This is a genomic window from Oceanobacillus manasiensis (assembly GCF_000724085.1).
GTDB lineage: Bacteria > Bacillota > Bacilli > Bacillales > Amphibacillaceae > Oceanobacillus_B > Oceanobacillus_B manasiensis.
The window spans coordinates 1,681,231-1,707,387 of the sequence record NZ_CCDL010000001.1; the positions used below are offsets into that span (position 1 = coordinate 1,681,231).

A 26,157-nucleotide genomic window follows, 5' to 3' on the forward strand; every position below is an offset into this window, starting at 1 on the left:
TGTATGGTAAAATTATTTCATAACAAGATATGAACGAATGCAAGGCAAGAACATAGATACAGCAAAAGAGGTGATCGTTATGGTGGAAGCATGGCTAGTAGAGCTTGCTAAAGGGGTGGCCAAGCTATTATTAAACCCGTTATTGTATTGGTTTGTCATCGTATTACTGCTTGCAGGTTATAGACGGGTGAAACGAGAGAGGCAAAACTTTGGAACGAAAATATTTGATGTGTTTTCTGAATGGAGATCAACGTGGTTGTTTTCTCTTGTTACAGGTTTTGTTATTTCTGTAATCATGATAGGCACAGGTTTTGTAGTATCATACCCATCGTTATTGTTATTAAGCTTCATAGCTATTTTATTCAGTATATCAGGCAGGTTTATGTTTTTATCTCCTGTTTATACGATAGGTATTTCTTTCGTGTTATTATTATTTGTTCCCACCCTTCTTGAAAATCAACAGTGGATTAGGGAAGATATTTTTGATCCAATCAATTTAGCTGCATTCCCACTATTACTAGGCGTTCTTTTAATAGCAGAAGGTTTGCTATTAAAACGAACAAACATGAAAGATACTTTTCCCGGCCTGTCCCTTAGTAACCGTGGGGTTTGGGTTGGAGAACATCATCTTAAAAAACTAGCAATGATTCCATTTTTTCTTCTCCTTCCATCAGGTTTAATTACACCATTTGCTGATTTCTGGCCGTACGTTTCTTTCGGTGAGCAATCATACAGCATCATTTTATTTCCCTTTTTGCTTGGGGTAGATTATAAGGTCCGTGGGAGGTATCCGAAAGAAGCCGCAAATAAGATAGCAGTACCTATTATATTGCTTGGTATTGGTGCTGCGGGACTAGCTGTTGGAGGTGTGTTCTTTTCCCCATTGTCTCTCGTAGCGGTGGTGGTAACTATTTTTGGTAAAGAATATATCAATTATCGACATCGTAATAGTGAGCGATTGAGACGTTGTTATTTCCACCCGATGAACAACGGATTAAAAGTGCTTGGAGTTATCCCTGGTACGCCTGCTGATCGCTTGGATATTAAAGTCGGAGAAAACATCATGAAAGTTAATGGGCAAAAGGTAAACAGTATTGATTCTTTTTACCAGTCGTTGCAGGCAAGTGGTGCCTATTTTAAATTAGATATCGAGGATTTAAATGGGGAACTCAGGTTTGTTCAAGGTGCACTCTATCAAGGAGATCACCATGAATTGGGATTGCTATTTAGTGATACGCCATATCGTCGTAAGGAAGCTTAATAAGAAAAAAAGAAGAACTGGGCATCGAATTAATCGATTGCCTGGTTTTTTTATGCTAAACACGCTTTTCTCAGGCAAAAAGCCTAAAATCCATATTATTCCTTCAATAATTTATTTGATATCATCTAAAACTATTCCTAAGTTTAAGGAATGGAATGGATAAAATGATGAAAAGCTATCTAATGAATGCATGGATTTATCTTGATCCTCTTTATTTTAAATGTACAAGGTTGCAGTATTTGGAGGAAACTAATAAAACGAATACAATCCTGCGAGTTCGAGTAACTCGATACAAAGGTGCAAGCTTCACTTTACTAGATGGCACTGTTATTACAAAAAACGACCTTCTTCTTAAAGTTCATTTGCATAACGTGCGGATGCTAAAAGAGCTTGACGGTGTTACGAGTGAGATGAAAAGAGCTGTTTATATTTATCATATGATGAAACGTTCCTTACCAAGGCTTGCGACCTATCTTTCTACACACCAAAATCACGAGCAAATTAAAGGAATAATTGGCATCACTTCATTGAGTAGCGGGGTTGGAAAACTTGGCTTTGAAACGGCACCCATAAAAAACAGTTTCTACCGCACCTATAAAAAAATAACGCTTCTCCCCATCAATTACATTGCAGGGAAAAAGCGTATTGGTAAAGATCCAGTATATTTATTTATGTCTAAACAACACCTATTAGAAGTGTATCAGTAGCCGCTTATTGTGTGTGTCGTTATTTCCGGTCGACTGCCTATTCGAATATTAAAACCGGTCTGGCCTAAACCTTCACTAATGTAAAAAGGGCACCCATATTGCTTATGCAATCCTTTCACAATATTTTTCCTAGCAAGCTTTCCCATTTTAACTAAGTGGTATGCTTTAGGATAGCAGATCTGTCCCCCATGAAAATGTCCTGCAAGGAGATAATCAAAGGATTGATCTTCCATTTCAAGCACAACGGTAGGATCGTGAGTTAAAACAAGATTCATTCCTCTTGCAGCACCATGAAAGGCTTTCTCAACATTACTTCTGTTCGTACTGTAATCATCTATACCGATAATGTTAACTGGATGTTCATTTATCAATAAAGTCTTGTGTTGGTTTTGTAGCACAGAACAGTTGTAATCTAACAAGGTTTGCTTTAAATGTGATAGGTCAATGTCCTTTAGTACGTAGTCATGGTTACCTAATACAGCATACATACCATATTTCGGTTGCATTTTTTGCAGTACCTCTAAATAGGGACCTAATCTTGGTATTGATTTCTTTCTATCGAGAAAATCGCCTGTCAGAGCTATTATATCGGGTGTTTCACCAACTAGTTTCTGTTCTAATTCATCGGGAGTTATGGAGATATTTTCTAGATGTAAATCAGACAGATGAAGGATTGATAGGGAAGAAAGCGTTGGTGCCTTCTCACAATCAATGTTTATCTTATTAAACTTAATGTCTTTTGTATTGCTATATGCTTTATAGATTAAGATCGAGGTGACAATTAGTAATATTCCGATTGCTAGATAGGTCATGTAGTATCGCCTCCACGATTATTATAGCATGTGAAAAGTAGGCAAATCATTGGTAATTAGCGGTATATCAAGCAAGAGGAGGAGAGAGATGGAGAAAGAAGCGTTATTTCTGCCATTTATGAAAATGGCCTCAGGGCATCACCATGTAGCAGATACCCTTATGGAAGAAACGGCAAAACTTAGCGAAAATATAAGAATGAGCAAGGTAGATATCCTTTCCTATAGCTATGGCGGGGCTGAAAAATTGGTATCAGCATTCTATATGAAGTGGATCCACCTTTTCCCAAGTTCCTATGATCGCCTATATCACCTTTTGGCTTTTCGCAATCTTAGTAAACGTAGTCGTCATCTTCATTACGAGCTTCTCTTTAAACCATTTATGCACAAGCTAGTAGCAAGTAAAGATCCCTCACTCCTCTTCTGTACACACGCATTGCCTTCAAATATGGCTTCTGTTTTAAAGCAAAAGGGTAAGTTAAATGCGATAATTGTAAATGTGTATACTGACTTTTTTGTAAATCGTGTATGGGGAATTGACGGGATAGATTACCATTTGGTGCCCTCTTTAACAGTAAAAAATTTCCTAATTCGCTTGGGAGTGGATGGAGAACGTATTTATATTACAGGAATCCCTGTCCATTCTGTATTTAAAGAAGCAAACTCGATTCAAAAAGAGGAAGGAAATTATACTGTGCTCGTTACGGGAGGAAATATGGGAGCTGGTTCATTGGAAAATCTGCTACCACAAAAAAAGAACGCTTCTATTCGCTATTTTATTCTTTGTGGCAATAACGAAAAGCTCTTTAAAAGACTTTCAGCAAGAAAGAACGAGCAGCTCATCCCAATTCCATATATTAATAATAAGCAAGAAATGAATGCGTTATATAATAAGGTGGATGCAGTATTAACCAAACCAGGCGGTGTCACGATTAGTGAGTGTCTGATAAAGCAAAAACCTATTTTTGTTAGTCATGCCCTACCAGGTCAGGAGAAAATAAATATGAAAGAGTTGGACAAGCATGGCTTAATGTTAGCATTGTCCCCTGATAAAAACGTGGAAGAGCAAATTATTAGCTATCTAGAAGACCAAACAAAAATACAGTCCTATAAAAGAAGGGTAGAAGAGTATCATACCAACCTTGATACTCGAGATATTAGTGAGATTCTAAAAGAAATTATAGACAAGCATTAGCAAATTCGCTAATGTTTTTTCTATCAAATCCGTCCAGAGTACCCCCACTTCAAGCTTGCTAAGTGGCGGGGTGAATGGACTTTTTTTATTTTCTGGCGAAATCAGAGACTTTTTAATTTGTTTTTGGTAATATTATCTTACAAACATACATTCGTATTGGGAGATGGGAGCTATGGCTACAACAGAAAAACAGTACAAAACAGATCAAATTTTAGTTAAAAAAGGTCATCGCATGTTCAATTATTTTGAACAAGCCACTTCTAATGCAAAGAAGATGTATAACACGACTAATTTTTATATTCGTCAGGCTTACACAGCGTTGAAAAGCGATAAAGAGCTTCAACCTCTTCAACACGAAGTGCTGGAAAATATCCAAAAACACTTACCTAAAATGAATGATGTGCAGCTAGCTGCTTATCTTCGAAAAGCAGAAAAAGAAAAAGTGAAACCAAAAGAAAAACGAAAAGAGTTGAAATGTAATCTTTTCGAAGGTCCAACTCAAGAAAAACCTTTTGTTGATTACAATTTTTTGGATGCTTTGTTCAAATCCATGGTTCAGAATGATTACCGTTCTTTGCCAACACAATCGGCTCAAGCAGTCATGAAGAACGTTTTTCAGAACTGGAAGTCGTTTTTTAGTAGTCTGAAAGACTACAAAAAGAACCCTTCTAAATACAAAGGCCGACCAAGAATTCCGAACTACTCCCGGGCCAAGCAAAAAGAAGTGGTTTTTAGCAATCAAGATTGCGTTGTGAAAGACCAACGTTTCTTAAAGTTTCCTAAAACCAAGGAACGTTTGAATATTGGCAAGTTAGGACTTACCGAAGGCAAGTTAAAACAGGTCCGAGTTATCCCTAGACACGGCCAGTACGTTGTGGAAGTGATAAAGGAAACACAGCCTAAGAACGAACCAAAAGCAGACAACAATAAGTACATGGCCATCGATTTGGGAATTGATAATTTAGCAACTATTATTACAAACACAGGTTATCGACCTGTTTTGTTAAAGGGCAAAAATATTAAATCCATTAATCAATTGTACAATAAAAAAAGAGCTCATTTATATGGCGTCTTGCGCCAAGGTAAGGGAGCGAAAGAGGGTTCTTTCTCTTCAAATGCCCTCACAGGTCTGTACCAGAAACGACAACGCAAAATAAAGGATTTGTTCCACAAGGCGAGCCGTAATATCGTTAACCTTGCACTCCGAGAGGATGTATCAACCATTGTAATTGGACTGAACAAGCAATGGAAACAGGAAACAAATATGTCCAAAAGGAACAATCAATCCTTCACCAGCATTCCGCACGGAATGTTATTAAATATGGTCGAATATAAGGCTGCAGAACACGGTATTAAAGTTGAAATACGCGAAGAGTCCTACACCTCAAAAGCGAGTTTCTTGGATAACGATGTTATCCCAACATATGGAAAGAAAACAAAGGACAAACCTGTGTTTTCGGGGAAACGCATCAAGCGAGGTTTGTACCGTTCTTCGAACGGAACACTACTAAACGCAGATGTAAACGGCGCCTGCAATATTTTAAGAAAAGCATTTCCAAATGCACTTGCAAATGGAATAGAGGGGTTGGATGGTAGTCAGTCCATCAACGTGTCAACTCCACTTTCGTTAATCGTTCACTAAGTTCGACACGAAAGAAACCCCCACTTCAAATTTTCGTTAGGAAATTAAGTGGCGGGAGTATTCATTACTTAAATTCCGCTTTAACTGGATGTAAACCCCTTGTGTAAGAATTTGAGGTGAAACCAAGCATTTAAGGTGAGGTATTCAATTTCCAATAGATCTCAGTTCAACAAAGGAAGTTTCACTTTATCCTAGAGCAACTGTCCGTAAGGCTCCCACTTCAAAACATGAAGTGAAACCGTTAGTTTTAGTGGGAGTAAACGGACGCTAACACCCCGATTCGTTCAAGTAACAGTCAGTGAGGGATATTGAAAATCCCCGCTGATTGAAGTTTCACTTTATCCATGTCCTTTTGATATTTCGGTAGGTAAAGAGGGTATAATGGTAAGATAGTCAAAACAAAATAATCGAATATTTGTTCGTGTTTATGTTATAATATAGAAGTTATATGATAAGATAAAATGAACTATTTTAAATGAACGGCTTTTCCTATTTTGCAAGTGGTAGGTATCCCACTGGATATTGAAGTTGTACTTGCCTGCCTGGTGATACTGCACAAGCGGAATTTCTAAACGGGTTCAACTATTAGGAAATAGCCTCAATATATAAGTTTTTAAGTTAGATATTCACTTGAACGGAGGTTAAAATGTGAACAATACATTTGAGTTAGTATCAAGCTACGAACCTGGCGGTGACCAGCCAAAAGCGATTAAAGAAATTATCGATAAAATTATGAAAGGCCAGCGACATCAGACGTTGCTTGGTGCCACGGGGACAGGAAAGACCTTTACAATGTCTAATGTGGTAAAAGAGATTAATCGTCCTACATTAGTAATTGCCCATAACAAAACACTGGCCGGACAGCTTTATAGTGAGTTTAAAGAGTTTTTCCCCAATAATGCAGTAGAGTATTTTGTGAGCTATTATGATTATTATCAACCAGAAGCCTATGTGCCATCTACAGATACATTTATAGAAAAAGATGCAAGTATTAATGATGAAATTGATAAGTTACGTCACTCTGCCACCTCTTCGTTATTTGAACGGAATGATGTATTAATTGTAGCCAGTGTATCCTGCATATACGGTTTAGGTTCACCGGAAGAATACAAAAAGAAAGTTCTCTCTCTTCGGGTAGGAATGGAGAAGGAGCGAGACCAGCTTTTACGTGAACTTGTTGATATCCAATATGCAAGAAATGACATCAATTTTCAGCGCGGAACTTTTCGGGTAAGAGGTGATTCCGTGGAAATTATTCCAGCTTCAAGAGAAGAGCATTGTGTCCGAGTGGAGTTTTTCGGTGATGAAATCGACCGAATACGTGAAGTGGACGCCCTTACTGGAGAAATTATTGGTGACAGAGAACATATAGCTATTTTCCCAGCTTCTCACTTTGTTACAGGAGAAGATAAAATGAAAATTGCGATTAAAAACATTGAAAAAGAACTAGAAGAACGGTTAACAGAGCTGCGTGAGAATGACAAACTTCTAGAAGCACAGCGTCTTGAGCAACGTACCCATTATGACTTGGAAATGATGAATGAAATGGGCTTCTGTTCGGGGATAGAGAACTATTCCAGACATTTGACGCTACGTGAGCAGGGAGCAACTCCGTATACACTGATCGACTTCTTTCCAGATGATTTTCTTGTCGTAATTGACGAATCCCATGTTACACTTCCGCAAATAAGAGGAATGTATAATGGAGACCAGGCCAGAAAACAGGTTTTAGTGGATCACGGCTTTCGACTTCCATCTGCAATGGATAATCGACCATTAAAGTTTGGAGAATTTGAGGAAAAGACAAAGCAACTCGTTTATGTTTCTGCAACTCCGGGGCCGTATGAGTTAGAACATTCTCCACAGATGACGGAGCAAATTATTAGACCTACGGGGTTACTGGATCCTGAAGTGGAAATAAGACCAATAGATGGACAGATAGATGATCTTTTAGCAGAAATCAACATACGCTCAGAAAAAAATGAACGAGTCCTTGTTACGACATTAACCAAAAAAATGTCAGAAGATCTAACCGATTATATGAAGGAAATTGGCATTAAAGTGGCATATTTACATTCAGAAATTAAAACGTTAGAGCGTATTGAAATCATTCGGGACCTTCGTGTTGGAAAATATGATGTGCTGATCGGAATTAATTTATTACGTGAAGGACTGGATATTCCTGAAGTTTCCCTTGTGACAATACTTGATGCAGATAAAGAAGGATTCCTTCGTTCTGAGCGTTCCTTGATCCAGACAATGGGGAGAGCCGCACGTAATGAGAACGGGCGGGTTATCATGTATGCTGATAAAATGACCAAGTCAATGGAAATAGCGATCGGAGAAACCAATCGACGCCGAGAAAAACAGCAAGCCTTTAATGAAGAGCATGGCATTACACCAACGACCATTAAAAAAGAAGTACGAGATGTTATTCGTGCAACAGTTGCAGCAGAGGAAACGACTGAATATGAAAACAAAGCTAAGAGCTTAACGAAGCTGTCAAAGGACGAAAAAGCAAAAGTAATAGAAAAAATGGAAAAAGAAATGAAGGAAGCTGCAAAGTCGCTTGATTTTGAAAAAGCAGCCGAGCTTCGTGACGTAATACATGAACTAAAAGCAGGAAGGTGATGGGAAAATGCCTAGTAAATCAATCCAGATTCAGGGAGCAAGGGCGCATAATTTAAAGAATATAGATGTGACGATCCCGAAAAATAAACTTGTTGTATTAACAGGACTCTCAGGTTCCGGAAAATCTTCCCTTGCCTTTGATACCATCTATGCCGAAGGACAACGTAGATATGTAGAATCGCTTTCAGCATATGCAAGGCAATTTTTAGGCCAGATGGATAAACCAGATGTGGATGCAATTGAAGGTTTATCGCCAGCAATCTCAATTGATCAAAAAACAACCAGTAAAAACCCTAGATCAACAGTGGGAACAGTTACCGAAATATATGATTATCTTAGATTGCTTTATGCTAGAGTAGGTCATCCTGTCTGTCCTAATCACGGTGTGGAGATTACATCTCAAACAGTTCAGCAGATGGTCGATCGGATATTAGAGTATCCAGAGAGAACGAAAATGCAAATTCTTGCACCAGTCGTTTCAGGCCGTAAAGGTGAGCATGTAAAAACACTTGAAAAGCTACGTCAAGAAGGGTATGTCCGTATCCGTGTCGACAAAGAAATGCGAGAAGTTACAGATGATATACAACTGGAAAAGAATAAGAAACATACCATTGAAGTGGTAGTAGATAGAATTGTTGTAAAAGAAGGCGTTGCTGGACGTTTAAGTGATTCCATAGAAACAGCACTTGGTCTGGGTGATGGAAAGATTATTGTAGACGTCATTGGAGAGGAAGAGCTTACTTTCAGTGAAAATTTCGCCTGCCCAATTTGTGGATTTTCCATTGGAGAACTGGAGCCTCGCTTATTCTCCTTTAACAGTCCGTATGGCGCTTGCCAAACGTGTGACGGGTTAGGGACAAAGCTGGAAGTCGACCTTGACCTTGTTATTCCGGATTGGAATTTATCACTTAACCAGCATGCAATCGCAGCGTGGGAGCCAATTAGCTCTCAATACTACCCACAGCTTCTGAAAAGCGTCTGTGAACACTTTGATATAGATATGGACAAACCTGTTAAAAAGATAGCGAAAGAAAAAATGGATATTATTTTACATGGTAGCGGGAAAGAAAAAATTCGCTTCCACTACGTAAATGAATTTGGAAATGTGAGAGATAACCAAATTCAATTTGAAGGGGTACTAAATAATGTTGCACGACGATATCGTGAAACTTCTTCTGATTTTATTAGGGAGTCTCTAGAGAAATACATGGGGCAGAAGAACTGTCCAACGTGTAAAGGATATCGTTTGAAGCGTGAAGCACTTGCTGTAAAAGTAAACGACTTGCATATAAGCAATGTAACAGATTTTTCTATTGTGGAAGCAAAAGACTTCTTTGAAACCCTACAATTGTCGGAAAAAGAACAGCAAATTGCTAAAATGATATTAAAAGAGATTTGCAATCGCTTAGAGTTTTTAAACAATGTGGGTCTGGATTACCTTACTTTGTCTCGGGCTGCAGGTACATTATCTGGAGGAGAGGCACAGCGTATCCGATTAGCGACCCAAATTGGTTCAGCACTGACAGGGGTTCTTTACGTACTGGATGAACCATCCATTGGATTACATCAGCGAGATAATGATCGTTTAATTGACACCTTAAAAAGGATGCGTGATTTGGATAATACTTTAATAGTCGTGGAACATGATGAAGATACAATGCTCGCGGCCGACTGGCTCATTGATATTGGTCCAGGCGCTGGCGAACATGGTGGAAATATTGTGGCCAGTGGTACACCAGATGAAGTGATGAAAAACAAAAACTCACTTACAGGTCAATACTTATCGGGGGATCAATTTATTGGACTTCCAACTAAGCGAAGAAAAGCTGATAAACGATTCATCGAGATAGTAGGGGCTGAGGAAAATAACCTGAAAAAGGTTTCAGCAAAATTCCCGATTGGTTTAATGACGGTAGTCACAGGTGTTTCCGGATCTGGTAAAAGTACACTTGTAAATGAAATCCTTTATAAATCTCTAGCGAAAGAACTATACCGTGGTAAGCATAAGCCTGGAAAGCATAAAGCAGTAAAAGGAATTGAAAATATTGAAAAAGTAATTGATATCGATCAATCCCCGATTGGCAGAACACCTAGATCAAACCCTGCTACTTACACAGGTGTATTTGATGATATTCGTGATGTATTCGCCCAAACAAATGAGGCAAAGGTACGCGGTTATAAGAAGGGTAGATTCAGCTTTAATGTAAAAGGTGGACGCTGTGAAGCCTGCCGCGGGGATGGTATTATCAAAATTGAAATGCATTTCCTTCCAGATGTGTATGTTCCATGTGAAGTGTGCCATGGAAAACGTTATAATCGTGAGACCTTAGAAGTTAAATATAAAGGGAAAAATATCGCGGATGTGTTAGAACTAACGATCGAGGATGCACTTGATTTCTTTGCAAACATACCGAAAATTAAACGGAAGTTGCAAACCATTTTTGACGTAGGTTTGGGATATGTCAGGTTGGGTCAGCCTGCAACTACTTTATCTGGTGGTGAGGCACAACGTGTGAAGCTAGCAAGTGAGTTACACCGCCGATCTAACGGGAAATCTTTTTATATTCTTGATGAGCCAACTACAGGACTTCACGTTGATGACATTAAACGATTAATAGCAGTCTTGCAGCGACTTGTAGATAATGGAGACACTGTTTTAATTATCGAGCATAATCTTGATGTCATTAAAACAGCTGACCATATTGTCGACCTTGGACCTGAAGGTGGAGACAGAGGCGGACAGATTATTGCCAAAGGAACACCAGAGCAGATTGCAAAGGTAGAGGCTTCTTACACAGGAAGGTATTTAAAACCAGTACTAGAAAGAGATCGAAAACGAACGGAAGATAATATCACAACAAGAGAAAAAGCTACAGCTAAATAGCTAAACCAATAAAAATGGCCAGTAAGTCTACGCAACTACTGGCTGTTTTTTAGTTTGTGGTTCAATGTTTTGACGGTAACCCATCATTTCGATAAGCTAAGAAGAGAAGCGTAGTAGGAGGATTAAAGAATGAAGCAAATTAAAATAAACGACGTACAGGAAAAACTGGAACAATTTATTAATAAGCAAGTTTACGTCCATGTGGAGACAACCAATGGTGCATATGCAAGCCATTTTAATGATAAGGCATATAATGTTGGTGCCTATGTTCGGAATGCTGCTGTAACATTCAGTCAAGCTAAAATAGTAGGTGATGGAAAAGTGTTCAGAGCAGGACTAAAGATGGAAATGGGTTGGATATATGCAGAAGGACTAACAGACTGGACCATCGAGGATGACAATAAACTATTGCTTGCTGGCCATGATCGTGAAGGAAGACTAATGGTCTCCTTACAAATAAGTGAAACACCTTTCCGTTATTAAGGAACGGGTGCAAGAGATTGAATAAAGAAAGGTGAGATACGATGGAAAAACATGTTGTAGTCATTTACCCACACCCAGATGATGAATCATTCGGTGCTGCGGGCACAATAGCAAAATTTCGTGAAGAGGGAGTACCTGTAACTTACCTTTGTGGGACCCTAGGAGAGATGGGACGTAACATGGGTACACCTACCTTTGCAAATAGGGAAACATTACCGGAAATTAGAAAAAAAGAATTAATTAAAGCGTGCGAAGTACTTGATATTGATCTACAAATGCTTGGCTATCGTGACAAAACAGTTGAATACGAGGATCGTGATGAAGTAGCGAGACATCTTAAAGGTTTACTGGAAGAAATTGATCCAAGTCTTGTTATTACCCATTATCCTGATCATGCCGTTCACCCAGATCATAACGCACTTGGTGCTGCAGCTATCGAAGCAGTACGCTTAATGGATGAAGCAAAGCGACCTGTCGTTTGGGCACAAGCTATTTCGAGAGATTATGAAGAAGTATTAGGTAAACCTGATATTATAAATGATGTAAGAAAACATTTTGATAAAAAAATGGAAGCCATTCTTTGTCATGATTCTCAAGCAGGTGGCATTCTCGGCCAAATTAAAAACTACCAGCAGATGAACAGTGAAGACAGGGATGCAGTGGTAGAACAGTTTGGCAAAGAACAATTTTATACGTGGAACTATTAGTGGGAGAACTCTTCTGTACATGGTGCAGGAGAGTTTTTTGAATCCTTTAAAGGGGAAGATCCGTATAATGTATTATCTCTCACCAATTTGGAATCAAAGCATTTAAAGTAAGGCGAGAACCAGGTTAAGTGAAACAGTGATGTATAAGTGGGAGTAAACGGACGCTAACACCCCGATTCGTTCAATTAACAATCAGTGGGGGAAAAATGAAACCCCACTGATTGAAGTTTATATATCCAATAGTATTGGTATATTATAAAAGGGAGGAATTATAATGAAAAAACTTTATCGATCTAATTCAGATAAAATGGTTGGAGGAATTTTTGGTGGATTGTCAGCTTATCTAAATGTTGATACCACTATTCTTCGTTTAATCTTTGTCATTCTATTATTTATGAGCTTCTTTACCGTAGCACTTCTTTACCTCGTCGCTCTCTTTATTATCCCAAATGAAAGGGAGTTGTAACCATGCTAATTCGTTGGGTCTTATCAATTGTATTAAATGCTGTGGCATTAATTGTAGTGGCGCAACTATTTGATTCATTCCAACTTGAAGGGTTTGGCGCAGCGGTTCTAGCGAGTTTTATTTTATCCATATTAAACGTGATAATAAAACCAATACTCGTCGTGTTAACCTTGCCAATTACTTTTCTCACACTTGGGTTGTTTCTTTTCGTTATTAATGCCATTACCCTAATGATAGCCCAGTCGCTGATGGGAAGCAGCTTTGTTATTGAAGGATTCGGTACAGCACTCATTGCTGCCATCATATTAGCGATACTCAACCTATTCCTTAATAGCTTGATCAAAGATTCTGTTAAATCGTAGGCCCATAGCCTACGATTTTTGTTTGCCGTGTGCTACAATAAAGTGTATCTGTTCTGCTTAGAGGAATAAGAAAACTTGTAGAATGGTGATAATAGAATGAACAACGTTAATTAGCTAGGGGGATATACTTGATGTCGACAGTGCGTACAAAAGATTTACTAGAGCATTTTAATTTAGAATTAGTTGCTGGCAAGGACGGTATACATAGAGAAATTACTACAAGTGATATTTCCAGACCTGGTATTGAAATGACAGGTTATTTTAAATATTACCCGAAAGAAAGATTACAGCTTATTGGCAAGACGGAAATGGCTTATTACATGGAATTAAGCGATGCAGATAAAAGAGATCGAGCTGCTAATTTATGCACAGACATTACACCAGGTATCGTTATCTCTAGAGGGATGGACATACCAGAAGCATTAATTGAAGCAGCAAACGAATCAGGGGTGCCTATTTTACACTCACCAAGAAAAACGACGAGGGTTATAAGCAGGTTAACGAATTATCTAGAGACTAAATTCGCTCCATTTACTGCAATTCACGGTGTGCTTGTAGATATTTATGGGGTAGGGGTACTTATTACCGGTCAAAGTGGTGTAGGGAAAAGTGAAACTGCCTTGGAGCTCGTTAAACGCGGCCACAGACTTGTTGCAGATGATAGTGTTGAAATTAGGCAGGAGGATTATGACAGCCTTGTAGGAAATTCTCCTCCCCTTATAGAACACTTATTAGAAATTCGTGGTCTTGGTATTATTAATGTGATGACATTATTTGGTGCCGGTTCTGTTAGAAGTCATAAAAGGATATCGCTTATTATTAACCTGGAAATCTGGGATAAAAAGAAGCAATATGACCGTCTCGGCCTCGACGAAGATAAAATGAGGATTATGGAAGTAGATATTCCAAAAGCAACGATTCCCGTACGTCCTGGTAGAAACCTCGCTGTAATTATTGAGGTAGCTGCGATGAATTTCAGGTTAAAAAGAATGGGAGTCAACGCAGCGGAAGAATTTTCAGAACGGCTAACAACGATGATAAATAATGAAAAGGATGAAACAGAATAGGAGGGTTCATTATGCTGTTAACTGCGGCTCCTTTGGATAGAGTCTTTTTTGAACTCGGTCCATTGACTGTTTATTGGTATGGGGTAATTATTGCAACTGGCGCATTTCTAGGCCTTTATTTAGCAACAAGAGAAGCAGATCGACTTGGTTTGAAGAAAGATTTAATCATTGACTTCATCGTTTTTGCTATCCCGATAGCTATAATATGTGCACGTATTTACTATGTAGTATTTGAATGGGATCGTTATGTCAATGGTACATGGACAGATATATTTGCTATCTGGGAAGGCGGTATTGCTATCCATGGAGCTGTAATAGGTGGGGTACTCACAGCTATCGTTTATGCAAGATATCGTGATATTTCATTTTGGCAGATTGCAGATATTATTGCACCTAGTTTAATACTTGGCCAAGCGATTGGCCGTTGGGGAAATTTTATGAACCAAGAAGCGCATGGACACGAGGTTTCCAGTGCAGCTTATGATAATTTTCTACAGTATCTTCCTGATTTTATTATGAATCAGATGACAATAGATGGGGTGATGTACCATCCGACTTTTTTATATGAATCGGTTTGGAACTTGCTTGTTTTTGCCCTATTACTGATATTAAGAAGATATAACCCGTTACGCGGTGAAATCTTTTTGGGATACGCGATTACATATTCAATTGGCCGTTTCTTTATTGAGGGAATGAGAACAGATAGTTTGTATGCCTTTGCTGGTCTTCGACAGGCGCAGCTATTGTCCATTATTCTTATCATAGTGTCCATTATATTAATCATCTATCGCAGAAAAAAAGGGGGAATAGAACGATATAACGATATTCCAATCCCCCCAAAAAAGAATAAAAAGAAAAAGAAAAAGAAATAATTTTCACAGAAAGTTGGGAATATAGATGTCTGGTACGCTATATCGTGGTTTTCAACAAGGATTAACAACAACTTGGACATTAGGAAAAGTTATTTTCCCTATTACATTAATTATTACCATCTTACAATTCACACCCGTTTTACCTTGGATTATTGAAATGTTATCACCCGCTATGGGACTGTTAGGATTATCCGGGGAAGCAGCTGTACCACTTGTATTGGGAAACACCCTAAATTTATATGCAGGGATTGCGGCTATTGTTTCCTTTGAATTTACAGTAAAGGAAGTATTTATTTTGGCTGTAATGCTTTCCTTTTCACATAACTTGTTTATCGAATCTGCCGTTGCATCAAAGGTTGGTGTTAGCTGGTGGCTAATTTCCGGAATAAGAATAGGACTTGCCTTGCTTGGGGGACTTGTGATTAACCTAGTATGGCATGGAGGCGCTGAAAAAGCGCAATATGGATTTATAACAGCTACAGATAATGTACCAGCTGGCTGGGGAGAAACTGCCTTTTTAGGAATGGAAAAAGCATTGATGGCGGTTGTACAGCTTGGTTTAATCGTCATTCCATTAATGATCATCATGCAGTTTATGAGAGAGAAGGGATGGTTAACGTTGCTATCCAATAAACTGGCTCCAGGCATGCGGTTTTTAGGAATGGAAAAAAACACCTCTATGACCATGGTTGCTGGTTTGACAATTGGGCTTGCATACGGGGCAGGTTTAATGATTCAGGCGGTAAAAGAGGATAATGTTTCTAAAAAGGATATGTCCCTTGCCCTCATTTTCCTTGTGTCTTGCCATGCTGTCGTGGAGGATACGCTTATATTTATACCATTAGGAATCCCAGTCTGGCCACTACTATTAATAAGGCTGGCAACAGCTATTTTATTAACGATGACGATTGCATATATATGGAAACGATTGGACAAAAAGAAACGAAAGGAATCAAACCAACATGAGCATTCGTACAATACTCTTTGATTTAGATGGTACATTGATTGATACCAATGAATTAATTATTGCTTCTTTCCAGTATACCTTTTCGCATTACGGTATGGATTATGAACGGGAGGAAATTATTCAGTTTAATGGACCACCATTAGTAGATACGTTCAAAAACATTTCTCCAGAACTAGCAGAGGACATGGTGAAAACATACCGGGAACACAATTTAGCAGCACATGATAGCTATGTGACAGCCTTTCCACATGTCAAGGAAACTATTGAATCCCTCAAAAAACAAGGGATTCAATTAGGGATTGTATCGACCAAAATGAGAAAAGGCGTTAAGATGGGATTGGCACTCACAGGTTTGGATACATACATGGACACTATCATAACATTGGATGATGTCACACATGCTAAGCCACATCCAGAGCCTGTACTTAAGGGAGTTCAAGAATTAGGCGCTGATTTGCAAACAACCTTAATGGTAGGAGACAACTCCCATGACATTGAATCAGGACATAAAGCTGGAGTGAAAACAGCTGGTGTTGCCTGGTCTGGTAAAGGAAGCTCCTTCTTGGAAGGATACAATCCTACCTATATGCTTAAAGATATCCGGGATTTACTTCAACTTACAGAGGTGTAAATAATGCGAAAGACCAAACGTTACCAGGTGGAAAACACTAATTCGCTTTGGCAAATCTATAAAACAGTTCCTTTCTTGAAGGTCGTAAAAAACTTTGTAGTCATTCAGGTGGCCAGGTACACACCTTTTTTAGCAATGAAAAATTGGCTATACCGCACGTTTTTGAAAATGAAGATTGGCAACCAAACAGCATTTGCCCTTATGGTAATGCCTGATATTATGTTCCCTGAAAAAATTACAATTGGAATGAATAGTGTAATTGGGTATAATACTACAATCCTTGCTCACGAATATTTGATCAAGGAGTATCGGATCGGGGAAGTGTATATAGGAAATAATGTTCTGATTGGTGCTAACACGACCATTCTACCTGGTGTTACGATTGGGGACGGTGCAGTTGTCTCAGCGGCAACCCTCGTACATAAAGATGTTCCAGAAGGAGCTTTTGTCGGGGGAAACCCGATGAAGTTGATCTACTCGCAAGAGGAAATGGAAAGACGTCAAATTGAAACATGAAGCAGGTGAAATAATGAACGCACCTTCAGGGATATTACCAGCAATACGTAAAATGAAGGATTTTGATTTCGCGTTGGAAACCTCCTATGAAACGATTGTTTTTCTTGAAACAAGATTAGCCCAGCTAAAAAGTCTTGTAGATTATACAAAGCGTGCTAATAAGAAAGCGCTGGTTCACTTTGATTTAATTCAAGGGCTCAGAGCTGACGATTATGCCATGGAGTTTTTAATAAGAGAAATCAAGCCAGATGGAATTCTATCGACGAGAGCAAATGTAATTGGAATGGCGAAAAAGAATAATCTCTTAGCAGTCCAACGAGTTTTTCTACTGGATAGTCTAGCATTGGAGCATAATATTAAATTAATTAATCGAACAAAGCCGGACTGTATTGAAGTCTTACCAGGTTTGATACCGGATATGATAACCTATATTCAAGAGCAGACGAATATTCCTGTGATAGCTGGTGGACTTATCAAAACCAAAGATGAAGTTGACAAAGCATTAGAAGCAGGAGCAATAGCCGTCTCTACATCGAATAAATCGCTTTGGTAACATCAAAAAAAGAGACCTAGCCTATAGGTTTCTTTTTTCATAATACTTCTAAAAGAACCAGCCTTGACGTGTAATCTCTGAAAATTGTGGAATAACATATATATATTGTTATTGGGGGAGATGTCATGTCAGAGTTTGTTGGAGAAGTAATTGGAACAATGATTCTTGTTATCTTCGGTACTGGTGTAGTAGCTGGTAACACATTGAAAAACACACTATCAGAAGGTGCTGGCTGGGTACTTGTGACGTTCGCCTGGGGACTAGGTGTCGCAATGGGTGTCTACGCAGTTGGAGATATTACAGGTGGTCATTTAAATCCTGCCGTTACTTTAGGGCTCGCATCTGTGGGTGATTTTCCTTGGAGTAAAGCCCCACTTTACATTACAGCACAGATGATTGGTGGGATCATTGGCGCAATCATTGTATTTTTTCACTATTTGCCACACTGGAAAAGTACAACAGACCCAGGAGCAAAGTTAGGGGTTTTTAGTACAGGACCTGCAATTGCCAGTCCAATCGCAAATTTAATAAGTGAGGTCATTGGTACCTTCGTATTAGTAATGGGAATCCTATTTATTGGTGCCCGTGAATTCACAGAAGGGTTAAATCCGCTTATTGTTGGGCTACTTATTGTTGTAATTGGTATGTCACTTGGTGGAACAACAGGTTATGCAATTAATCCGGCTAGAGATTTGGGGCCTAGAATTGCCCATGCTTTCCTGCCGATACCAGGTAAAGGGGGATCTAATTGGAGTTATTCTTGGGTGCCTGTTATAGGTCCAGCACTCGGAGGGATTTATGGCGGACTTTTTTACCAGGCGATTTTCGAGACAAATCCCACCGTGGTATTTTGGGTAGTTACTGCTATCATACTTATTTTATTTGGGGTAGGTTTACAACAGGAACTAAAGAAACCTGCTAGCCAAAACTAATTTTTAAAAAGAGGAGAGATTATAATGGGAAAATACATTTTAGCATTAGATCAGGGAACTACTAGCTCAAAAGCTGTTATCTTTGATCAAGAGGGAAAAGTTGTAGAAACAGGGCAACGTGAATTCGAGCAGCATTTCACAAAGCCAGGATGGGTAGAACATGATGCGAATGAAATTTGGACATCTATCTTATCCAGTATTTCAGAGGCAATGCGAAAGAGTGATATCGAGCCAGAAGACATCGCTGGTATTGGTATAACCAATCAACGAGAAACAACCGTTGTTTGGGACCGAAAAAGCGGAAAGCCGATTTACCGAGCGATAGTATGGCAGTCACGTCAAACTGCTGAAATATGTAATGAACTGCGCGAAGCTGGTCATAATGAGCTGTTTCGAGATAAGACAGGTTTGCTTATTGATCCATATTTTGCTGGAACCAAGGTGAAATGGATATTGGATAACGTAGACGGTGCAAGGGAAAAAGCAGATAATGGCGAATTAATGTTTGGCACGATTGATACATGGCTTGTTTACAAGTTAACTGGTGGGGAGCAACATATAACAGACTATTCGAATGCATCAAGAACTCTTATGTACAATATCTATGACTTAGAATGGGATGAAGAATTACTTGATATTCTTGGTGTCCCTAAATCCATGCTACCAGAAGTAAAGCAGTCTTCCGAAGTATATGGAAAAACAGTAAACTATCACTTCTTTGGACATGAAGTTCCAATTGCTGGTATTGCTGGAGATCAACATGCTGCTCTATTCGGTCAGGCATGTTTTGAAAAAGGAATGGCAAAAAATACGTATGGAACAGGCGGCTTTATGTTGATGAATACTGGAGAAAAAGGAGTTAAGTCTGAAAATGGCTTATTAACAACGCTCGCATGGGGGATTGATGGGAAGGTAGAATATGCCCTAGAAGGAAGTATATTTGTTTCCGGGTCGGCCATTCAGTGGCTTCGTGATGGGTTAGAAATTATTAAAGATGCCAAGGAAACGGAATCTCTTGCTACAAGTGTTGAGGACACCGGTGGGGTATATGTCGTACCAGCATTTGTTGGTCTAGGAACACCTTACTGGGATAGTGATGTAAGAGGTGCGGTATTTGGACTGACCCGGGGAACGAAGAAGGAGCACTTAGTACGTGCAACACTGGAATCTCTCACCTACCAGACACGTGACGTATTAGATGTCATGAAAGATGATTCGGGTATTGATGTCAAGACATTACGTGTTGATGGTGGCGCTGTTAAAAATGACTTCCTTGTTCAATTTCAGAGCAATGTCCTGGGACTTCAAGTAGAGCGTCCGGTTGTCACGGAGACAACAGCACTTGGTGCAGCTTATTTAGCAGGACTTGCGGTTGGCTTCTGGGAAAGTAAGGAGGAAATCGCAAATCAATGGAAGGTAGATAAAGCATTTGAATCTGAGATTAATGAGGATGAAAGAGAACAGCTTTATGACGGCTGGAAAAAAGCTGTAAAGGCGGCACAGGCATTTAAATAATTGGGTATCATGGAGAGTAAGGTATAGACTCTCTTAATCTGCTATAGATCATCAACATATTGCTATACTTCCAATTATAGCTATGTTACAATGAATTTAAGTTAATAATCTCGGACGGAGAAATGGAGAAACCGCAAACACGCTAATCATATAATGATTAGTGTGCTTTGCGGTTTTTTATTTGCCTGAAGAGCGATTTTTCTATAGGAATATACATTAGAATGCTGAAATTAGGGTATTTATATGTATAGACAATCGTAATAAACAGGGAGGGCTTAGACATGACTGTTTTTTCCAGTTATGAACGAAATCATACATTTAACCATTTTAAAGAAGAGCAATTAGACTTACTTGTTATCGGTGGAGGGATTACCGGTGCAGGAATTTCATTAGACGCCGCAACAAGGGGATTAAAGACAGGATTAGTAGAAATGCAGGATTTTGCTGCAGGAACTTCTAGCCGATCTACAAAGCTAGTACACGGCGGACTTCGTTATCTTAAACAATTTGAAGTGAAAATGGTTGCCGAAGTGGGGAAAGAGCGAGCCATTGTTTATGAAAACGGTCCGCATGTTACAACACCAGAATGGATGATGCTTCCATTTCATAAGGGCGGAACATTTGGCCCACTTACTACAAATCTAGGGCTTCGTGTATATGATTTTCTTGCTGGTGTGAAAAAAGGTGAACGTAGACAAATGTTCAAACCAGAAGAAGCAATGGAAAGAGAGCCACTTATTAAACGTGATGAGTTAAGAGGGGCTGGGTTTTATGTTGAATATAAGACAGATGATGCTCGCTTGACGATAGAGGTATTAAAAAAGGCAGTTGAAAATGGTGTGCATGCTGTCAACTACACAAAAGTTGTGGATTTCATATATAATGACGCAAATAAAATTTCTGGAGTCGTTATGGAAGATCTTATTACTGGTGAAAAACATAAAGTGTTCGCCAAAAAAGTAATTAACGCAGGTGGTCCATGGGTCGATGAGCTAAGAGAAATCGATGGATCAAAAAAAGGGAAAGCACTCCATTTAACCAAAGGGGTACACCTTGTTTTCCGTAAAGAAATCTTCCCATTACAACAGGCTATATATTTCGATACAGCTGATGGAAGAATGGTCTTTGCAATTCCGCGTGATAATGTGACCTATGTAGGTACAACAGATACAACCTATAAAGGGGATATCGCTAATCCGAAAATGACGGAAGCAGATCGTGATTATATTATCGATGCGATTAATTATATGTTCCCTACCCTTGATATAAAAGCTGAGCATGTTGATTCAAGCTGGGCAGGTCTGCGTCCTTTAATTGCGGAAGCGGATAATGAAAATCCTAGTGAGATTTCACGTAAAGATGAGATTTTCGTTTCAGACTCTGGCCTTATATCCATGGCCGGTGGTAAGTTAACAGGTTACCGAAAAATGGCACAGCATGCAGTCGATAAAGTTACCAAACAATTGAAAGAAGAAGAAGGGGTTCTTTATTCTGGATCGGAAACAGAGCATTTAGCCCTTTCTGGTGGAGAAGTCGGCGGCTCAAAAGGATTTAAGGACTTCAAAAATAGAAAAGTTAGTGAAGGTATGGCGCAGGGACTTGATGAACAAACTGCACTCATGTTAGTTGAGAGATACGGCTCTAACTTTGATAAGATTTTAGAACTTTACGTTACGAATCAAGAGAAAGCTAAAACGGAAGATATTGATCCTATCGTATTTGCTGAACTTGTTTACGCATTAGAATATGAACTGGCCTATAAACCAGTTGACTTTTTTGTTCGTCGTACGGGTGCTTTGTTCTTTGAAATTGGATGGGTTAAAGCACACAAGGAAAATGTAATTCGCTACATGGCGAAAGAATTGAAGTGGACAGATGATCAAACAAAGGCTTATAAAGACGAACTTGAGCAACTTCTGCACGATGCTGTTACGCCTATCAAGTCTTAATTAACGACAATGGGGACACACTATGCAGCACTTTAAGCTGAGGATGACAAATCAAAATAACACTAATACAAGAGCCGGACAACTAAGTTCGGCTCTTGTATTATTTAGACATTTATGATATAGCTTTTTAACTGCTCCTTCTATATAATTCATCTTTGTATTGTGGTATAATCTTTTCGTATGTAATTTAATTAGGGGGATATGCATGCCACAGGTGACAAAAGGAAAGAAAGAAAATCAGAACAATGTTATCCCTTTTATTCCTGAAGGTGACTTTTATTTCACAAAAGGCATAGAGGCTTTTCAAAAAAGAAAATTTGACATTGCAATTAAATGGATGAAAAAAGCAACGGAAGAAAAGCCGGATGATCCATTGTATCTTTGCCAAATGTCGGTTGTATATACGGAAATCGGTGCATTTCACGCAGCAAATCAGCTATTAAATAAGGTCTTGCAAACATCAGACTATGTTGACTGTTATTATTTACTTGCAAACAATTATGCCCATTTGGGTTTGCTTCATGATGCGAAAAAATTTGCGTTGTCATACCTAGAGCATGAACCAGAAGGGGATTTAAGTGAGGAAGCCAAAAGGCTTTTGGAACTGATAGATATTGATGAGGATGAAGAGGAAGACTGGGATTTAGAGGATGAGGATGAACTTCTCATTTATCAGGAAACCGTTTTTCACCATATGGAAAACATGGAATGGGAGAAGGCGGTCCCGCTAATTGAGGAGATGATGACCCTCTTCCCAGAGCATAAAATGACTAAGCATGATTATACGCAGGCACTCTTTTTCTCTGGTAAAGAAGAAGAGGCTGTTCAAATGGAGGAAGACATTCTTGCTGAAGAACCAACTTCCTTATATAGTCATGTAAATCTTGCTTTATTCTACTTCCAGCAAGAAAACTATTCGGAATATGAAGTGCATATTCAGGCATTACTAAATGTATATCCTATCCATGAGCAGCAAAAGCTAAGAATTGCTGTTACACTAGCCCGAACAAACCGGTTCAAGGAAGCTTATCAACGCTTTCAGCTACTCTCTAAGGGAAGGCTAAAAGGACACCCATCATATTTCCGTTGGTATAGTATCGCGGCATTTCATGAAGGGAATAAAGATCGGTCCCGTCAGCTTTGGGAGGAAGGGATAAAAAAATATCCCAAGCTAGCTAAAGAGTCGGCGCCATGGGAATGAGCATTATATTAGACGAAATGACGTTTGTCTTATAAGCTAGATATGGCTAATTAATAGAAGAAAAAGGGGCGATAAATATGTCCGAAGAACGTATGTATGATGTGATTATCGCAGGTGCTGGTCCTGCAGGAATGACTGCGGCGGTTTATGCATCTCGTGCAAATTTAGACACACTAATGATTGAAAGAGGAATTCCTGGTGGCCAAATGGCTAACACGGAAGATGTGGAAAATTACCCAGGTTATGATCATATATTAGGACCAGACTTATCAAATAAAATGTTTGACCATGCAAAAAAGTTTGGCGCTGAGTATGCTTATGGCGACATTAAAGAGGTAATTGATCATGGGGAATATAAGACCGTAGTAGCGGGAAAAAAGGAATACAACACAAGATCACTAATTATTACCACTGGTGCACAGTATAAAAAACTTGGCATCCCTGGTGAAGAAGAATTAGGTGGCCGTGGTGTCTCCTATTGCGCAGTTTGTGATGGAGCATTCTTTAAGGCGAAGAATCTAATTGTAATTGGTGGCGGTGACTCAGCAGTTGAAGAAGGTATTTACCTAACTCGTTTTGCTGACAAAGTTACTGTAGTGCATCGTCGTGATAAATTACGTGCACAAAAAATTCTCCAAGAGCGTGCATTCGATAATGAAAAGATCGATTTTATCTGGAATTCAGTTGTAGAAAACATCAACGATAAAGATGGTAAAGTCGGCAGCGTAACGTTAAAAGACACGGTTACAGGAGAAGTTACAGAGAAAGACATTGATGGTGTCTTCATTTACATTGGAATGGTCCCACTAAGTGAACCATTTAAATCTCTTGGGATTACCAATGAAGAAGGATATATTCCAACGAATGAACACATGGAAACAAATGTATCAGGTATCTTTGCTGCTGGAGACATCCGCGATAAAACACTTCGACAAATTGTGACAGCAACAGGGGATGGCAGTGTGGCTGCAGAGGCTGCTATTAAGTATGTGGAAGACATTCAAGAAGCACTAAAAACAACACAATCTTAGAATTGTGAAATTATCTTTACTAAGAAGTAATTGCTTCTTAACGCTGCTGTAATATGTACGCAATAATAATGGGGTACACTATAGATAACTAATTGACCCCCTTTTAATAGATAGATTAGTTTCTTGCACAGGTGCTGATGCGCCTGTGTCTTTTTTTTGCGTGTTAGGAAAGAAAAAATTCTAGACATGAAGAAGTAAGTGTGTCCTTTTGGTAAAACCTTTACCTTGTTGGAATGAATTTATTCATTGTATAATAAGAGTAGTGTGTTTAAATAAGAGCGGAGAACGCCCGTAATAAGGAATGCTGACTAAGAACGACCCGTCCTGAGTCGATGTGGCCATGACCCGGACCACTGGGCGCAAATATATCCTCTTAATAGATACGGAAAGAGGCGGTAAAAAATGCAACGTGTAACAAATTGTATCGTTATCGAGAATAATCGTGTTTTATTAATAAAAAAACCAAGGCGCGGATGGTACGCGATACCTGGTGGGAAGATGGAAGCAGGGGAATCAGTAAAAGAGGCGGTCACAAGAGAATACCGCGAGGAAACGAATCTTCATATACAAGAGCCTGAACTTGCGGGTGTATTCACCTTTTCGGTTGATACTGACGACACTTTTATTCAGGAGTGGATGATGTTCACCTTTATAGCATATGAATATACAGGGGAAATAACAGATAATAGCCCAGAAGGCGAGCTTGAGTGGATCCATTTGGATGAAATAGAAAACTTGCCAATGGCAGAAGGCGATCGTAAAATCTTTCAGCATGTCAAACGCTCACAAAAGCTATTATACGGCGCATTTTCTTATACGGAGGATTATCAACTTCTAAATGCCCGTTTGGACCCATCGTAAGGGACTGATTCTGAATGGAGGGGAATATCGATGGAAAGTAATCATACCGAAACATCGCTGGTTATTATAACTGGTATGTCTGGAGCAGGAAAAACAGTAGCTATTCAGAGCTTTGAAGATTTAGGTTATTACTGTGTGGACAATTTACCACCCGCACTATTGCCAAAATTTCTAGAGTTAATGAGGGATTCAAAGAACAACATTCATAAAGTAGCCCTTGTTATGGACCTGCGTGGCAGAGAATTTTTTGATTCCTTGTTCGAAGCGTTAGATGTATTAGGGAAGGAAAACTGGTTGGAAGAGCATATTCTTTTCCTTGATGCAAAAGATGAAAAATTAGTGAGTAGATACAAAGAGACTAGAAGAGCGCATCCATTAGATGTTGGTGGTTTGCCTCTTAATGGTATTCGTCAAGAGCGTGAGATTCTCGACCAACTTAGAGGAAGGGCACAGCGTATTATAGATACCACGGCCTTGAAGCCTAAGGAGTTGCGTGAGAAAATCGTCCAGAAATATACGGAGGAAAAACAGGAAATTTTCTCAGTTCACATGGTATCCTTTGGGTTTAAGTACGGATTGCCAATCGATGCAGATTTAGTTTTTGATGTACGGTTTCTTCCAAATCCCCACTATGTGCCAACATTACAGCCGTTGACCGGGTTAAATAATGATGTTGCTTCGTATGTCTTTAAATGGTCAGACACACAGAAATTTAATGAAAAGGTACTGGACCTTCTGCAATTTATGCTGCCACAGTACAAAAAAGAGGGGAAATCACAGCTTGTTGTAGCAATTGGCTGTACAGGCGGACAGCATCGTTCCGTTGCCCTTTCTGAGTTTTTTGCCAAAGAACTCTCAAAATCTTATATCACACATGTGACTCACAGGGATATAGACAAAAGAAAGGGACAGTAA

General features: G+C 39.1%; 24 protein-coding genes. 23 read left to right on the forward strand and 1 reads right to left on the reverse strand.

The genetic code is table 11. The features are described from left to right. The first annotated feature begins 37 nt into the window (after positions 1 to 37). Together BN985_RS08245 and BN985_RS08250 are read left to right on the forward strand one after the other, a co-directional pair. On the forward strand, positions 38 to 1,261 hold the full coding sequence (locus BN985_RS08245) for a PDZ domain-containing protein (protein WP_232225559.1): 1,224 nt from the start codon (positions 38 to 40) through the stop codon (positions 1,259 to 1,261). 155 nt (positions 1,262 to 1,416) lie between these two features. Continuing rightward, positions 1,417 to 1,968, forward strand: coding sequence for a YkoP family protein (locus tag BN985_RS08250; RefSeq protein WP_232225560.1), 552 nt, complete (start codon positions 1,417 to 1,419; stop codon positions 1,966 to 1,968). Here BN985_RS08250 and BN985_RS08255 read toward each other — a convergent pair. Further along, positions 1,962 to 2,780, reverse strand: coding sequence for a metallophosphoesterase (locus BN985_RS08255; RefSeq protein ID WP_042222484.1), 819 nt, complete (start codon positions 2,778 to 2,780; stop codon positions 1,962 to 1,964). The two genes, BN985_RS08250 and BN985_RS08255, sit on opposite strands and share 7 nt — an antisense overlap. A gap of 88 nt (positions 2,781 to 2,868) precedes the next feature. On the opposite strand from BN985_RS08255, the gene BN985_RS08260 reads away from it, so the two are divergent. The 21 genes from BN985_RS08260 (at position 2,869) to rapZ (ending at position 26,157) form a co-directional block, all read left to right on the forward strand. Further along, a complete protein-coding gene (locus BN985_RS08260) occupies positions 2,869 to 3,972 on the forward strand; it encodes an MGDG synthase family glycosyltransferase (RefSeq protein WP_042222485.1) in 1,104 nt (367 codons plus the stop codon). A 172-nt stretch (positions 3,973 to 4,144) separates the two neighbouring features. Next, the gene (locus BN985_RS08265; protein WP_042222488.1) at positions 4,145 to 5,614 is read left to right on the forward strand and encodes an RNA-guided endonuclease InsQ/TnpB family protein; all 1,470 of its coding nucleotides are present in this window, start codon (positions 4,145 to 4,147) and stop codon (positions 5,612 to 5,614) included. A 648-nt stretch (positions 5,615 to 6,262) separates the two neighbouring features. Continuing rightward, a complete protein-coding gene (gene uvrB, locus BN985_RS08270) occupies positions 6,263 to 8,245 on the forward strand; it encodes an excinuclease ABC subunit UvrB (protein WP_042222490.1) in 1,983 nt (660 codons plus the stop codon). 7 nt (positions 8,246 to 8,252) lie between these two features. Then, on the forward strand, positions 8,253 to 11,129 hold the full coding sequence (gene uvrA / locus BN985_RS08275) for an excinuclease ABC subunit UvrA (RefSeq protein WP_042222492.1): 2,877 nt from the start codon (positions 8,253 to 8,255) through the stop codon (positions 11,127 to 11,129). 129 nt (positions 11,130 to 11,258) lie between these two features. Then, positions 11,259 to 11,612 (forward strand): YojF family protein, encoded by a 354-nt coding sequence (locus tag BN985_RS08280; protein ID WP_042222494.1) that lies wholly within the window; start codon positions 11,259 to 11,261, stop codon positions 11,610 to 11,612. 41 nt (positions 11,613 to 11,653) lie between these two features. After that, positions 11,654 to 12,319 carry a bacillithiol biosynthesis deacetylase BshB2 gene (gene bshB2, locus BN985_RS08285; protein WP_042222495.1) on the forward strand — a complete coding sequence of 222 codons (666 nt, stop codon included), beginning with the start codon at positions 11,654 to 11,656 and terminating at the stop codon, positions 12,317 to 12,319. A gap of 274 nt (positions 12,320 to 12,593) precedes the next feature. Then, positions 12,594 to 12,785: a PspC domain-containing protein gene (locus tag BN985_RS08290; RefSeq protein ID WP_042222496.1), complete on the forward strand. Its 192-nt coding sequence runs from the start codon at positions 12,594 to 12,596 to the stop codon at positions 12,783 to 12,785. Positions 12,786 to 12,787: 2 nt separating this feature from the next. After that, a complete protein-coding gene (locus BN985_RS08295; RefSeq protein WP_042222498.1) occupies positions 12,788 to 13,147 on the forward strand; it encodes a phage holin family protein in 360 nt (119 codons plus the stop codon). 131 nt (positions 13,148 to 13,278) lie between these two features. Next, entirely contained in the window at positions 13,279 to 14,214 is a 936-nt protein-coding gene (gene hprK / locus BN985_RS08300) for an HPr(Ser) kinase/phosphatase (protein WP_198029984.1), read from the forward strand. Between the two features lie 11 nt (positions 14,215 to 14,225). Beyond that, positions 14,226 to 15,086 carry a prolipoprotein diacylglyceryl transferase gene (gene lgt / locus BN985_RS08305; protein WP_042222501.1) on the forward strand — a complete coding sequence of 287 codons (861 nt, stop codon included), beginning with the start codon at positions 14,226 to 14,228 and terminating at the stop codon, positions 15,084 to 15,086. Positions 15,087 to 15,111: 25 nt separating this feature from the next. Continuing rightward, on the forward strand, positions 15,112 to 16,074 hold the full coding sequence (locus BN985_RS08310) for a nucleoside recognition domain-containing protein (RefSeq protein ID WP_042222504.1): 963 nt from the start codon (positions 15,112 to 15,114) through the stop codon (positions 16,072 to 16,074). Further along, on the forward strand, positions 16,049 to 16,684 hold the full coding sequence (gene ppaX / locus BN985_RS08315; RefSeq protein ID WP_042222507.1) for a pyrophosphatase PpaX: 636 nt from the start codon (positions 16,049 to 16,051) through the stop codon (positions 16,682 to 16,684). The genes BN985_RS08310 and ppaX overlap by 26 nt, the downstream gene beginning before the upstream one ends. Positions 16,685 to 16,687: 3 nt before the next feature. After that, positions 16,688 to 17,200, forward strand: a complete 513-nt coding sequence (locus tag BN985_RS08320) for an acyltransferase (RefSeq protein WP_042222509.1) — start codon at positions 16,688 to 16,690, stop codon at positions 17,198 to 17,200. 13 nt (positions 17,201 to 17,213) lie between these two features. Further along, the gene (locus BN985_RS08325; RefSeq protein WP_042223054.1) at positions 17,214 to 17,753 is read left to right on the forward strand and encodes a glycerol-3-phosphate responsive antiterminator; all 540 of its coding nucleotides are present in this window, start codon (positions 17,214 to 17,216) and stop codon (positions 17,751 to 17,753) included. 125 nt (positions 17,754 to 17,878) lie between these two features. After that, positions 17,879 to 18,685 (forward strand): MIP/aquaporin family protein, encoded by an 807-nt coding sequence (locus tag BN985_RS08330; RefSeq protein ID WP_042222510.1) that lies wholly within the window; start codon positions 17,879 to 17,881, stop codon positions 18,683 to 18,685. Positions 18,686 to 18,709: 24 nt separating this feature from the next. After that, a complete protein-coding gene (gene glpK, locus BN985_RS08335; protein WP_042222512.1) occupies positions 18,710 to 20,200 on the forward strand; it encodes a glycerol kinase GlpK in 1,491 nt (496 codons plus the stop codon). 281 nt (positions 20,201 to 20,481) lie between these two features. Further along, complete coding sequence (locus BN985_RS08340) at positions 20,482 to 22,149, forward strand: glycerol-3-phosphate dehydrogenase/oxidase (RefSeq protein WP_042222514.1); 1,668 nt, start codon at positions 20,482 to 20,484, stop codon at positions 22,147 to 22,149. Positions 22,150 to 22,354: 205 nt separating this feature from the next. Beyond that, positions 22,355 to 23,350, forward strand: a complete 996-nt coding sequence (locus BN985_RS08345; RefSeq protein ID WP_042222516.1) for a tetratricopeptide repeat protein — start codon at positions 22,355 to 22,357, stop codon at positions 23,348 to 23,350. 77 nt (positions 23,351 to 23,427) lie between these two features. Continuing rightward, positions 23,428 to 24,381, forward strand: coding sequence for a thioredoxin-disulfide reductase (trxB, locus tag BN985_RS08350; RefSeq protein WP_042222518.1), 954 nt, complete (start codon positions 23,428 to 23,430; stop codon positions 24,379 to 24,381). 402 nt (positions 24,382 to 24,783) lie between these two features. Then, positions 24,784 to 25,242, forward strand: a complete 459-nt coding sequence (locus BN985_RS08355) for an NUDIX hydrolase (protein ID WP_042222520.1) — start codon at positions 24,784 to 24,786, stop codon at positions 25,240 to 25,242. 30 nt (positions 25,243 to 25,272) lie between these two features. Continuing rightward, positions 25,273 to 26,157 carry an RNase adapter RapZ gene (rapZ, locus tag BN985_RS08360; protein ID WP_042222522.1) on the forward strand — a complete coding sequence of 295 codons (885 nt, stop codon included), beginning with the start codon at positions 25,273 to 25,275 and terminating at the stop codon, positions 26,155 to 26,157.

Bases quoted from the DNA above. Each gene is read 5' to 3' on its own strand.
- BN985_RS08245 (WP_232225559.1), top strand. From the start codon at position 38: ATGCAAGGCAAGAACATAGATACAGCAAAAGAGGTGATCGTTATGGTG.
- BN985_RS08250 (WP_232225560.1), top strand. From the start codon at position 1,417: ATGGATAAAATGATGAAAAGCTATCTAATGAATGCATGGATTTATCTT.
- BN985_RS08255 (WP_042222484.1), bottom strand. From the start codon at position 2,780: ATGACCTATCTAGCAATCGGAATATTACTAATTGTCACCTCGATCTTA.
- BN985_RS08260 (WP_042222485.1), top strand. From the start codon at position 2,869: ATGGAGAAAGAAGCGTTATTTCTGCCATTTATGAAAATGGCCTCAGGG.
- BN985_RS08265 (WP_042222488.1), top strand. From the start codon at position 4,145: ATGGCTACAACAGAAAAACAGTACAAAACAGATCAAATTTTAGTTAAA.
- uvrA (WP_042222492.1), top strand. From the start codon at position 8,253: ATGCCTAGTAAATCAATCCAGATTCAGGGAGCAAGGGCGCATAATTTA.
- BN985_RS08280 (WP_042222494.1), top strand. From the start codon at position 11,259: ATGAAGCAAATTAAAATAAACGACGTACAGGAAAAACTGGAACAATTT.
- bshB2 (WP_042222495.1), top strand. From the start codon at position 11,654: ATGGAAAAACATGTTGTAGTCATTTACCCACACCCAGATGATGAATCA.
- BN985_RS08290 (WP_042222496.1), top strand. From the start codon at position 12,594: ATGAAAAAACTTTATCGATCTAATTCAGATAAAATGGTTGGAGGAATT.
- BN985_RS08295 (WP_042222498.1), top strand. From the start codon at position 12,788: ATGCTAATTCGTTGGGTCTTATCAATTGTATTAAATGCTGTGGCATTA.
- hprK (WP_198029984.1), top strand. From the start codon at position 13,279: ATGTCGACAGTGCGTACAAAAGATTTACTAGAGCATTTTAATTTAGAA.
- lgt (WP_042222501.1), top strand. From the start codon at position 14,226: ATGCTGTTAACTGCGGCTCCTTTGGATAGAGTCTTTTTTGAACTCGGT.
- BN985_RS08310 (WP_042222504.1), top strand. From the start codon at position 15,112: ATGTCTGGTACGCTATATCGTGGTTTTCAACAAGGATTAACAACAACT.
- ppaX (WP_042222507.1), top strand. From the start codon at position 16,049: ATGAGCATTCGTACAATACTCTTTGATTTAGATGGTACATTGATTGAT.
- BN985_RS08320 (WP_042222509.1), top strand. From the start codon at position 16,688: ATGCGAAAGACCAAACGTTACCAGGTGGAAAACACTAATTCGCTTTGG.
- BN985_RS08325 (WP_042223054.1), top strand. From the start codon at position 17,214: ATGAACGCACCTTCAGGGATATTACCAGCAATACGTAAAATGAAGGAT.
- BN985_RS08330 (WP_042222510.1), top strand. From the start codon at position 17,879: ATGTCAGAGTTTGTTGGAGAAGTAATTGGAACAATGATTCTTGTTATC.
- glpK (WP_042222512.1), top strand. From the start codon at position 18,710: ATGGGAAAATACATTTTAGCATTAGATCAGGGAACTACTAGCTCAAAA.
- BN985_RS08340 (WP_042222514.1), top strand. From the start codon at position 20,482: ATGACTGTTTTTTCCAGTTATGAACGAAATCATACATTTAACCATTTT.
- BN985_RS08345 (WP_042222516.1), top strand. From the start codon at position 22,355: ATGCCACAGGTGACAAAAGGAAAGAAAGAAAATCAGAACAATGTTATC.
- trxB (WP_042222518.1), top strand. From the start codon at position 23,428: ATGTCCGAAGAACGTATGTATGATGTGATTATCGCAGGTGCTGGTCCT.
- BN985_RS08355 (WP_042222520.1), top strand. From the start codon at position 24,784: ATGCAACGTGTAACAAATTGTATCGTTATCGAGAATAATCGTGTTTTA.
- rapZ (WP_042222522.1), top strand. From the start codon at position 25,273: ATGGAAAGTAATCATACCGAAACATCGCTGGTTATTATAACTGGTATG.